The organism is Cetobacterium sp. (assembly GCF_977044495.1).
Genome location: NZ_CDRRQU010000062.1, coordinates 1 through 11,169, shown reverse-complemented (window position 1 = coordinate 11,169; position 11,169 = coordinate 1). Strand labels below are relative to the sequence as shown.

The window sequence follows — 11,169 nt, the reverse complement described above, 5'->3', positions numbered from 1 at the left end:
TATAAAAACTTCTTTTACTTTATCAATTTCGAATTAATATGACATTTGTTTTTGAATTCTTTCCATTTTTTATACATCCACCTTCTTTTAGTTTCCTATTTATTTTCTATAACGTTTTTTTTGCTCTTCTATATTTTTTGTCCTTGCGTTTATTTTCTTATTGTATTTCTTTTTAGGGAGTTCTAATGTTGATACACCTCCCGAGATAACTTCTATTTCCAGTTCAGGAATAGAATATCCAATTGCATTTTCAATATCTTTTAACATAAGTTCATTTTTCTCTGTAACAAAAAGATATGATTCTCCTTTTTCTCCAGCTCTCCCAGTCCTTCCAATCCTATGAATATAACTTTCAATATCTTCTGTTATATCATAGTTAAATATGTGTGTTACACCTGTAATGTCGACTCCTCTTGCAGCAACATCTGTTGCAACTAAAAACTGAAACTCTACATCTTTAAAAGATTTCATAATTTTCTCTCTTTTAGATTGTGGAATATCGCTGTGTAATTTTTGACAAGAGTAACCTCTAATTGACAACTCCTCCTCTAAATTATCAACTCTAACTTTCGTTCTACAAAAAATAATTCCCATAAATGGATTTGTATCATTTAACAAAGAACAAAGAGTATCTAACTTTCTTCTATCTGATGTCTTTATAATGTGTTGGTTTATATTTGCTAGTTTATTCTCTTTGTTTTCAATAACAATATTTAGTGGTTCTTTTGTTATTCTATAAGCTATCTTCTTAACTGTGGAATCAATTGTTGCGGAAAAACAAAGCGTTTGTCTCTTTTTATTAGAAACTTCGATTATTCGATCAACTTCATTCCTAAAACCCATCATAAGTATTTGATCAACTTCATCTAAAACCAATGTTTTTATCTTAGATAAATCGATAGCTTTTCTATCTATCAAATCAACTAGTCTTCCGGGAGTCCCAATAACAATATCAGCTCCATCTCTTAAAACTTCTATTTGACCAGCTATCTCTCTTCCACCATAAGCTAATATAATTTTTTTATTGGTATAATTTATTTTTTCACACTCTCCAGCGATTTGAATTGCTAACTCTCTCGTTGGAGTTACTATCAGACTTTGTGGTGATTTTCCATTTTCACCTAAGTTTTGTACGATAGGTATTATAAAAGTTAAGGTTTTCCCACTTCCAGTAATAGCTTGGGCTATTACATCTTTTCCATTTAAAATTGCAGGAATTCCTTCCTTTTGTATATCGGTAGGTTCTTTGATTCCTGTTTTACTTAAAAGTTCCACTATATTTTTATTGACAGATAAATTACTAAAATTATTCACATATTCTCCTTTAATCTTAATCTTATTTAATTGTTTATTATAACATTTATTCGTTAAAAAAGGAATAAGTATAAAATCAAGTTTTATTATACAATTTTAATCTTTGACTTTTATAAAAAATCTGTTAGAATGTATTTATTTATTTTTTACATTTAGGAGGAATTTGTAATGCAAGATTGTCTAAGCGGACAAAAATATATACTAGTTTTTGGAGCTTCTGTTGTTGATATGTTTGGTTTTTGTAACTCATCATATAAAGCCTGCGATTCTATTCCAGGAAAGATAAAAATATCTTTTGGTGGAGTTTCAAGAAATATAGCTGAAAATATGGCTAGAGTTGGAGTTAAAACTAAATTTATATCCATTATAGGGGATGATGAAATTGGACGTTCAATGTTAACTCACTCTTTAAAAATCGGATATGATATGAGAAACTCCCTAGTTTTGGAAGGAAGAAGTACTCCAACTTACATGGCTGTGCTGGATGAGAATGGAGAAATGGTTTCAGCAGTAGCAGACTTAGATAGTATAAGTGCTATGACAACTGAATTTATAGACTCAAAAGCACCCATGATTGAAAATTCTGCATTCACATTTTTAGATGCAGATGATCCAGAAAATTTGGAATATTTATTGACTAAATTTCAAGGTAAAACAAACTTTATATTAGACCCAATATCTTCAACAAAGGCTGAAAGAGTTAAGCATCTTATAAAATACTTTCACACAATAAAGCCAAATAGAGTTGAAGCTGAGGTTTTATCTGGTATTAAAATTAATACTAGGGAAGACTTGGTGAAAGTAGGAAATTATTTTTTATCTCTGGGGATTAAAAATGTATTCATAAGTTTAGACGCTGATGGTATTTATTATACTAATGGAACAGAAAGTGGGACATTAAAAGCTACTGGAGTTACAGTAAAAAATGTCACTGGAGCAGGAGATTCTTTTGTTGCAGGATTAGGATTTGGTTATATGAATAATCTTCCAATAAAAGAAACTGTTAAATTTGCTATGGCAATGTCAATTGTCACAATATCTCATGAAGAAACTATTCATCCACATATGGGGCATGACTTGATTCAAGAAATAATTACGAAAACAAACTGGAGTGAAAATTAAAAAAATGGACTAAATCGAATTTAGCCCATTTTTTTTAAACTAATTATTTTTTTTACCAAATAATCTTAAAAGGTTTAAGAATAGGTTTACAAAGTCTAAGTAAAGCATTAAAGCTCCAATAGTTGAAAATTTATTATAATCCTCTTCACTTAGATTATTATTTTGAAATATTTTTACAATTCTATTTATGTCATATGCTATTAATGCCGTGAAAAGTACTACAGCACATACAGATATAAACCATCCAAGAATTGATATTTTTAAAAATAGATTTAGAAGAGAGACAATTACTAAAGCGATAAGTCCACCCTTGAAAAATCCATCATATGATGACAGATCCTCTTTAGTTTTTAAACCATAAATTGTCATCCCCACAAATATAAGAGAGGTAACTCCCAGAACATATAAAATTGAATAAGGGTTATAAATCAACATAACTATTGATAAAACTAGACCATTCATAGCTGAATAAGCTATGAATAACAATTTGGCCACTCCACTGCTTATCTTATTTATGCCAAAATTTATTCCAAGAACTAATACCAACTCTGCAATTATTATAAAAGTCATATAATTACCTACAAAAGCCATTAGTTGACGACTCTGAACAACGTACCAAGAAACAACTCCCGTAATTAAAAGACCTAGAAACATTTGCATAAAAACTTTTCTTAGAAAACTATTTTTTGTAGAAATCTCAATTGAATTATTATACACAATTAACCTCCTTAACTATTAAATTTTAAAATTAAATACAAAAAGCTGGCTTAGCCAGCTATTATAATTTATAATTTTTTAATCTCCATCATTCATAAACTCGTATAGCTTTTTCTTGTCATTCACCACTTTAGTTCTTATTTTTTCTTTTGTTTCTTTTTTCATTTTTGGAATCTTCTTTTTATCCTCCTTAGTTCCACCTCTTGTGAATTCTCTTGGAATGTAGTTCATTTCATCATCTTCAAATTGATCAAAGTTCATTCTTCCGTTAGCCATTTCAATCTCCTTTAAGTTTATAGGGGAGGATACAACCTCCTACTAATATTTATTATATTTTATGAGTTTTGTCAATAGGTTTATTTTTAATCTTTCATTTCTCTCAAAGATTCCAAGGAAACATAATAAACCCTATAACTAAAATGATGATCAAAATAATTCCCATGACTATTTTTTTTATGACATTGCTTTTAGTCTTCATATTATTCCCTCTTTTATAATAAATTTACTCTATTATACTAATACTCAAATATTTTTCCTTTTTTATTCAAAAATTCTAATTTTAAATAAAGAAAATTGTGACCCATTGTATTTATTAAGATTTTTTCCAACCATTATAACTGTAACTATTGCTGCAATTATATCACATATTGGCTGAGCTAACCAGATACCTGTCAAACCATATGCTTTTGAGAAAATCATAATTAACGGTATCAATAGTATTACTTGTCTCAATAAACTTAAAAACATTGCTGCTTTTCCTTCACCGATTGCTAAGAAATAGTTGCTTCCAGCCATTCCCAAAGCAATTGCAGGCATTGCCATCAGATAAATTCTCATTCCATGAATAGATATGGCCATTATATCTGGATTTTTATTAAATAATCCCACGATTGTCGCAGGAAAAACCTCAACTAAAAATAACGCAATAGAAAATATTATTACACCAGTCCAAGTTGCTATTTTATACGCCTCCTCCATTCTTCCATATTGTTTAGCACCAAAATTATATCCGATTATAGGTTGAGCTCCTTGAGAAATTCCAAATACAGGCATAAAACAAAGTAATGCTATTGCATTCACTGTCGCCATTGCACCGATTGCTAAATCACCACCGTAAGTTTTCAAAGCATTGTTATTTACAACTTGCACCATACTTGTAGCTAATTGCATTGTAAAAGGAGATATTCCTATAGCAAATATAATTTTAACGATATCCATATTGAGAATTAAATTTTCTTTTCTTATTTTTAAGTCTGACTTTTTACTTGTGTAGTACAAATAGGAAAGAAGTGCAGTCATAATTTGCGAAAGTACAGTTGCATAAGCAGCTCCTTTTATTCCCAAATTAAAAGTAAAAATAAATATCGGATCTAAAATTATATTTACAAAACAGCTAAACACCATTATTGCTGAGCATATTTTAGGATTTCCGTCTGCTCTGATTGTACTGTTCAATGCATATCCCATAATATTAAAAACAGTACCATATAATATAATAGTTATATATTCTCTTGCATATTCTAAAGTACTTTCACTCGCTCCAAATGCCTTTAAAATAGAATCTTTATAAATAATACCTAAGACTGTAATTAAAACTCCTAAAATTGCTGAAAGAGTAATAATATTTCCCATTATTTTCTCAGCACTATCCCTTTTTTGCTTTCCTAATTTTATAGAGATATTTGCGGTAGCTCCTATTCCTATTAACATTGAAAAAGCTAAAATAATTGTCACTATGGGCATTGTTATTCCAACTCCAGTAATAGCTAGCGCTCCAACTTCCTCCATATTTCCTATAAATATTCTATCAACCACATTATATAAAGCACTTACTAGCATACTAATTATTGCAGGAATAGAGTATTTTATAAGTAATTTTTTTATGTCTCCATTATGTAGAGTTAATTCCTGATGTTTCATATGTTCCTCCTTTGAAGAGATTTCTTTTGAAAAAGCTCTAAATATCTTGAAAGATCAATTAGATGAAATTAAAAATAATGGTTCAACAAATTCTATCATTCATTATAGTGAATCTGGAGCAGGTGGACTTTTAAAAGGAATTCATGAAATATTTTTTAATTTTTTTGGTGGGATTTCAACAGCAAGTGGAGGAACTTGTTGGTCTGCAGGATGTGCAGCTCAGGACTATGATTTTGGTGGAAGAAAAACAAGTGATTTGGATGATATGAAAAATGCTAAAGTTATAATTCTTTGGTCCAGAAATCCTGCGATAACCTCTGTTCATTTATATAAAAAACTAATAAAGATGAAAAAATTAGGAGTTAAGATTATAACAATTGATTTTAGAAATAATGAAACTTCCGTAATAAGTGATCTACATATTAATGTTAAAGGTGGAAGTGATGGAGCATTAGCTCTAGCTCTTTGTAAAATAGCTTTTGAAAAGAATATCGTTGATTATGATTTTTCAATGAATTATATTATTGGTTTTGAAAAATTTAAAGAATATCTTGATAGCATCAATTTAGACGATCTACTACATGATTGTGGAGTCAATAAGCATACTTTATTGGAACTTTCTAATTATATAGCTCTTGGTAATATTATAACCTTTATTGGATATGGGCTACAAAGATATATAAATGGTGGAAACAGTGTAAGAAGTATTGATGTTCTTATGAGCATTACGGGAAATATTGGAAAAAGTGGAGCTGGTGTTTTTTATTCCAGTAAAATTTATCCACAAGTTTTAGATAAAGACCCATATAAAAGTCTGTTTTTCGCCAAAAATTCTAGAGAATTTCCTATTACAAAATTCAGCGATTTTATCGCTGATAATAATATTAAAGCTATTTTTATCAGTAAAGCTAATCTATTAAATCAACTTCCTGATTTAAATAAAACTCTAGAATCTTATAAGTCAATTCCTTTTAAAGTATGCTTTGATATGTTTTTGACCGATACTGCAAAAAATAGTGATCTTGTAATACCGGTGACAAATACCCTTGAGAGTGAAGATATTATTTATTCTTCTATGCTAATGCCGTCGTTAATGTATAATGAAAAGGTTGTTGATCCTTTAGATTATAGAATGGATGAATTTGAATTTTTTAAAGAATTGGCTAAAGTTTTGAATTTAAGAGAGTATCCTCAAGTTTCAAAAATGGAATATTTGAATAAAGTTTTAGCACCTTTAAATACGACTGTTGAAAAACTGAAAGAGCAGGACTTAAATATTGAAAAAGGATTTATAGCTTGGAAGGATAAAAAATTTAAAACACCATCAGGAAAAATAGAAATTTATAGTGAATTAGCTTTAAAAAATGGATTTGAAGCCATGCCCATTTTTATGCGAACAACAAAAGGAAGTATTGAATATCCAATAAGACTTGTAACTCCACATTGCAAAGATTCCCTATTTAATCAGCATATTGGAGATATAAACGACATATCAAAAATATACATATCAAAGGAAAATAGTGAAAATTTTATGGAGGGAGAAATAGTTAATGTTTCTTCTAAAAATGGAAGTATTACATCTCAAATAAAGATAGATTCTAATCTAAAAAAAGATGAAGCCTATATATTTATGCAATGGAGTGAAAAACAGGGTAATCCAAACTTTTTAACAGACAATATCTCCTCTGATATAGGTGGTCAGGTAGCGTATTACGATACTTTTATTAATATTAGTAAAGATAAAAATTTTTAGGAGGATATATGGAAATATTAGCACATAGAGGTGCATCTGGGACAGCACCCGAAAATACAATTGCTGCATTCAAAAAAGTTTTAATGGATGGATGTGATGGATTTGAATTTGATGTTCAACAAACAAAAGATGGAAAAATAGTTGTGTTTCATGATTGGACTTTGGAAAGAACTAGTAATGGATATGGTCATTTAAGAGAGCATACTTTGGTAGAGCTAAAAAAACTAGATGTAGGAAGTTGGTTTAGTGATAAATTTAAAGGCGAAAAAATTCCAACTCTAAAAGAAGTTTTAGATATTATCCCAAATGATAAACTCATCAATATTGAATTAAAAGAGGAGTATTCTGAAGAGAGACATACAGAAAATAAAGTCTTAGAAATAATTAAACAATATCCTGATAAAAATATTATTGTTTCATCCTTTAGTCATAATCTACTAAAAAATTTAAAAAAGTTAGATAGTTAAATTAAAGTTGGAATTCTTGTTGAAAGTGCACTTGTTCATTTGGACAAATATATTGAGAATTTAGGTTTTGATATAAGTGCTTACCACCCTAGCCGAAGCTTTCTTAATCAAAAAGATGTGGATTATTTAATTTCTAAAAATATTGATATTAATGTTTGGACTGTCAATTCTTCAGAGGATGCCAAGATATTAAAAAATATGGGTGTAACCAGAATAATCACAAATTATCCGAAAGAAATCAAAAGTTAATCCCAAAATAAAAAATCTAGTTATAAATTTTTTTAGAAATTATCCATAGAAAAAGCAAGCGACTATTAGAAACAAAAAAATGATATATATAAGATAATCGATTGAAAAATTATTAGATTTATTCTTATTAAAATAAATTTTTGTACGATTAGTTTTGTTTTTAGAATTTAAGTTCGTTTTTATAATTATTACCTCCATTAATATATATTAGGTTGTAGCTATATTCAATTTTATTTTTTAGATTCCTTTATTTTTATAGGTTTTATTTTTAATTTTTCTATTTAATGATTATAGGACTTTATGTGGAGAGTATAAATAAAAAGTAGGAATATCTTTATCAAATTTGTAGAATTAATTTGAGTTGATTTTATTTTCTATATATTGTTTTGGAGGTTTCTATGAAGAAAAAAATTTTAGTGGTTCTCACAAATGTTTCAAAATATCCAAATTTTAATCGAGCAACTGGTTTGTGGTTGAGTGAGGCTGTTCACTTTGTTGAAGTTATGAAAACTAATGGTTTTGAAGTAACTTATACTAGTCCTCTAGGTGGATACGTTCCTATTGATCCTCACAGTATTGAAGCTAATGCAATGTCCGAAATAGATTGGTCATTCTATACTAATGAGGACTTTTTAAACCACCTTGGGATTACAGTTCCTGCTAAGGCTATAAATTTTGAAGAATATTGTGCTATCTATTACACTGGCGGTCATGGAGTTATCTGGGATTTTCCAAACAATAAAAAATTACAAGAAATAGCTATTGGCATTTGGAATAATGGCGGAGTAGTTTCAGCTGTTTGTCACGGTGTAGTCGGGTTATTAAATATAAAAGATAATACTGGTGAATATTTAATAAAAAACAAAAGAGTCACTGGCTTCTCTGATAGTGAAGAAAAAGAATCACAAGTTGATAAACTTCTTCCGTATTTAACGGAGGATGAATTGGTTAAAAGAGGTGCCAAGTATAGTAAAACTGCTAATTGGGGAGAATATGTCGTTAGTGACGGAAGGTTAGTTACTGGACAGAATCCCGCATCTGGTGCAGCCGTGGCTAGAGAAGTATTAAATATTTTACAAAAGTAATTCTAAAAAAAGACCAAGTTTCCTATCAAGAAATCTGGTCTTTTTTAAATCTTATTTTACTTTTTATCTTCCTCTCCCTTATCATGTTTCTCTTTTTCCTTATGCCTTTCTTCAATTTCAAATAGCAACATTTTTACATCCAGCAGTTCTGCTCTAATCAAAATATCAAACCCTTCTTTACAAGATTTTTCCAATTTTTTAAATCTATCCCAAAAATCTTCCACTTCCTCTTTTTTGGCTGGTTCATCTTTTTTCAAACTTTCTTTTGCTTCATTTTTTAGTTCTTCTAATTTCTTTTTATTTTCCATAGTAAAACACTCTCCTTTTATTCCCAACTATGTCTATAATATACAATTTTTTTCTAAAAAACCTTTTATATTTTACTTAAAACTTATATTTTTTATTTTTAAAGGAGTTATTCTTTTTTTTTGTAGATACTAGATAACATATTTTTAATGATAGGAGGAGTGATTCATTTGTATGAAAACTTTGATAATAACGACAACAACATAAAAGGAACATTAAAATTATTCTCGGAAGCAGACATAAATACCATTTTTATTAGTTTAAAAACTTCTTCAGAGGGAATTCAAAATGAAGAAGCTGATTATCGACTAAAAGAATTCGGTTTGAATGAAATTTCAAGAGAGAAAGTAAAGCCATGGTATACTCAATTATTTCTAGCTTTTCTGAATCCCTTTAACTTTATTTTAGGGACTTTAGCTCTTGTTTCTCTTTTTACAGATGTTATCTTTGCAAAAGAAAGCGAACGCTCTTGGATATCTATAATTTTAATTATAACTATGATTTTAATTAGTAGTATTATTAAATTTATTCAAGAATACCGTTCTAGTAAGACTGCTGAGAAACTAAAAAATCTCATTATAACTAGGGTTACAGTTATTAGAGATAATCTTCCTTTAGAGATTGATATAAAAAATTTAGTTCCGGGAGATATAGTTAAACTGACTGCTGGAGATATTATTCCCGGAGACATTCGAATCCTAAGTAGTAAAGATCTTTTTATCAGTCAATCTGTTTTAACTGGAGAATCAAACCCTGTTGAAAAATATCCTAATTTAGTTTTTAAAACAGAATCTATCTCTGATTTATCTAATATAGTCTTAATGGGAACTAATGTTCTAAGTGGAGCTGCTGTGGGTGTTGTACTTAATACTGGAAAACATACATTCTTAAACACAATTAGCGAGAGTTTACAGGATACGAAATCCGAAACTAGTTTTGAAAAAGGAATTGATGACGTTTCAAAGCTTCTTATTAAATTTATGTTTTTTATGGTTCCAATTGTATTTTTAATAAATGGCTTTTTAAAAGATGCTTGGTTTGAATCTTTATTATTTAGTTTATCTGTCGCTATTGGCTTAACTCCAGAAATGTTACCTATGATTGTAACAGGTAACCTGACTAAAGGTGCCATTGAACTCTCTAAGAAAAAGACTATTGTAAAAAAACTTGATTCCATTCATAATTTTGGTGCTATGAATATTCTTTGCACAGATAAAACGGGAACTCTGACACAAGATAAAGTTACGGTTGTGAAATATCTCAATTTTAAAGGTGATGACGACCAAGATGTTTTGTATTTAGCCTATTTAAATAGTTTTTTTCAAACTGGACTCAAAAATCTTATGGATAGAGCAATTTTAGAATTTGAAGAGGAAAATTATTCAATTAAAAATGAGTACAAAAAAATAGATGAACTTCCCTTTGATTTTGAACGTAGACGGATGTCTGTCATAGTAGAAAATTGTGATGGAAATAGAACTATGATTACTAAAGGTGCTATTGAAGAGATGTTATATATATCTAGTTTTGTTGAAATAGATGGGCAAAACTTTGAAATTAAAGATGAAATCGAAGAAAAAATTAAAAGTTTGGTTTCAAGTTTGAATCAAGATGGTATGAGAGTTATTGGAATTGGAAAGAAAACTCTTTCCCAAAATAGAGAGATTAATTATAGTAATAAAGATGAAAATTCTTTGACATTTGTTGGAATACTAGGATTTTTAGATCCTCCCAAAAATGGGGTTGGCGATACTTTAAAATCTTTACATCAATATGGTGTAGAGGTAAAAATTTTAACCGGAGACAATGAACTTGTTACTAAAAAAATATGTAAAGATATAGGAATAGAGGTTAGCAATTCAATAGATGGCACTTTTATGGAATCTATTGACGACTTGGAATTAAAAAAACTTTTAAAAGATACCACTATCTTTTGTAAACTTTCACCACTGGATAAAGCTAGAGTTGTTCGACTTTTAAAAGAGATGGGAAACACTGTCGGTTACATGGGAGATGGAATAAATGACGCTCCAGCTTTAGCTTATGCAGATGTTGGCATATCCCTTGGATGTGGATGTACAGATGCTGCCATAGAAACTTCTGATATTACTATTCAAAGCGATGACCCTATGGCACTTCCTGCCATAATGAGTTTATCAAAAAATACAATGAAAGTTGTAAGACAAAACTTTGGAATTGTAATAGGTATAAATACATTGGGACTTGTATTTAGTGC

The 11,169-nt window shown here is 29.2% G+C and carries 9 protein-coding genes and 1 pseudogene; 5 read left to right on the top strand and 5 right to left on the bottom strand.

The window, feature by feature from the left end; all coding sequences use genetic code 11:
• Nucleotides 1–99 precede the first annotated feature (99 nt).
• On the bottom strand, nucleotides 100–1,314 hold the full coding sequence (locus tag ACWI69_RS11010; RefSeq protein ID WP_448821884.1) for a DEAD/DEAH box helicase: 1,215 nt from the start codon (nucleotides 1,312–1,314) through the stop codon (nucleotides 100–102).
• A 168-nt stretch (nucleotides 1,315–1,482) separates the two neighbouring features.
• On the opposite strand from ACWI69_RS11010, the gene ACWI69_RS11005 reads away from it, so the two are divergent.
• Complete coding sequence (locus ACWI69_RS11005) at nucleotides 1,483–2,436, top strand: carbohydrate kinase family protein (protein ID WP_448821883.1); 954 nt, start codon at nucleotides 1,483–1,485, stop codon at nucleotides 2,434–2,436.
• Between the two features lie 39 nt (nucleotides 2,437–2,475).
• Here the strand turns inward: ACWI69_RS11005 and ACWI69_RS11000 are convergent, their stop codons facing one another.
• From ACWI69_RS11000 to ACWI69_RS10990, 3 genes are all read right to left on the bottom strand, one after another.
• Nucleotides 2,476–3,153, bottom strand: a complete 678-nt coding sequence (locus ACWI69_RS11000; RefSeq protein ID WP_448821882.1) for a Bax inhibitor-1/YccA family protein — start codon at nucleotides 3,151–3,153, stop codon at nucleotides 2,476–2,478.
• A 78-nt stretch (nucleotides 3,154–3,231) separates the two neighbouring features.
• Nucleotides 3,232–3,429 (bottom strand): hypothetical protein, encoded by a 198-nt coding sequence (locus ACWI69_RS10995; RefSeq protein ID WP_448821881.1) that lies wholly within the window; start codon nucleotides 3,427–3,429, stop codon nucleotides 3,232–3,234.
• A 264-nt stretch (nucleotides 3,430–3,693) separates the two neighbouring features.
• Complete coding sequence (locus ACWI69_RS10990; RefSeq protein ID WP_448821880.1) at nucleotides 3,694–5,073, bottom strand: MATE family efflux transporter; 1,380 nt, start codon at nucleotides 5,071–5,073, stop codon at nucleotides 3,694–3,696.
• Between ACWI69_RS10990 and ACWI69_RS10985 the strand changes: the two genes are divergently transcribed.
• The 3 genes and pseudogenes from ACWI69_RS10985 to ACWI69_RS10975 all read left to right on the top strand — a co-directional run bounded on the left by ACWI69_RS10985 (nucleotide 5,072) and on the right by ACWI69_RS10975 (nucleotide 8,627).
• Nucleotides 5,072–6,826: a molybdopterin-dependent oxidoreductase gene (locus tag ACWI69_RS10985; RefSeq protein WP_448821885.1), complete on the top strand. Its 1,755-nt coding sequence runs from the start codon at nucleotides 5,072–5,074 to the stop codon at nucleotides 6,824–6,826. The genes ACWI69_RS10990 and ACWI69_RS10985 overlap by 2 nt on opposite strands.
• A gap of 8 nt (nucleotides 6,827–6,834) precedes the next feature.
• Nucleotides 6,835–7,542 (top strand): annotated as a pseudogene (locus ACWI69_RS10980) (glycerophosphodiester phosphodiesterase).
• 398 nt (nucleotides 7,543–7,940) lie between these two features.
• The gene (locus ACWI69_RS10975; protein ID WP_448821879.1) at nucleotides 7,941–8,627 is read left to right on the top strand and encodes a type 1 glutamine amidotransferase domain-containing protein; all 687 of its coding nucleotides are present in this window, start codon (nucleotides 7,941–7,943) and stop codon (nucleotides 8,625–8,627) included.
• Between the two features lie 56 nt (nucleotides 8,628–8,683).
• On the opposite strand, the gene ACWI69_RS10970 is transcribed toward ACWI69_RS10975, so the two are convergent.
• Complete coding sequence (locus tag ACWI69_RS10970; RefSeq protein ID WP_448821878.1) at nucleotides 8,684–8,935, bottom strand: hypothetical protein; 252 nt, start codon at nucleotides 8,933–8,935, stop codon at nucleotides 8,684–8,686.
• A 168-nt stretch (nucleotides 8,936–9,103) separates the two neighbouring features.
• Between ACWI69_RS10970 and mgtA the strand changes: the two genes are divergently transcribed.
• Nucleotides 9,104–11,169 (top strand): magnesium-translocating P-type ATPase (mgtA, locus tag ACWI69_RS10965; protein WP_448821877.1); only part of this gene is annotated, 2,066 nt, incomplete at its 3' end.

Coding starts and splice junctions, on each gene's coding strand:
- ACWI69_RS10995 (WP_448821881.1), bottom strand. CDS start 3,429: ATGGCTAACGGAAGAATGAACTTTGATCAATTTGAAGATGATGAAATG.
- ACWI69_RS10990 (WP_448821880.1), bottom strand. CDS start 5,073: ATGAAACATCAGGAATTAACTCTACATAATGGAGACATAAAAAAATTA.
- ACWI69_RS10975 (WP_448821879.1), top strand. CDS start 7,941: ATGAAGAAAAAAATTTTAGTGGTTCTCACAAATGTTTCAAAATATCCA.
- ACWI69_RS10970 (WP_448821878.1), bottom strand. CDS start 8,935: ATGGAAAATAAAAAGAAATTAGAAGAACTAAAAAATGAAGCAAAAGAA.
- ACWI69_RS11005 (WP_448821883.1), top strand. CDS start 1,483: ATGCAAGATTGTCTAAGCGGACAAAAATATATACTAGTTTTTGGAGCT.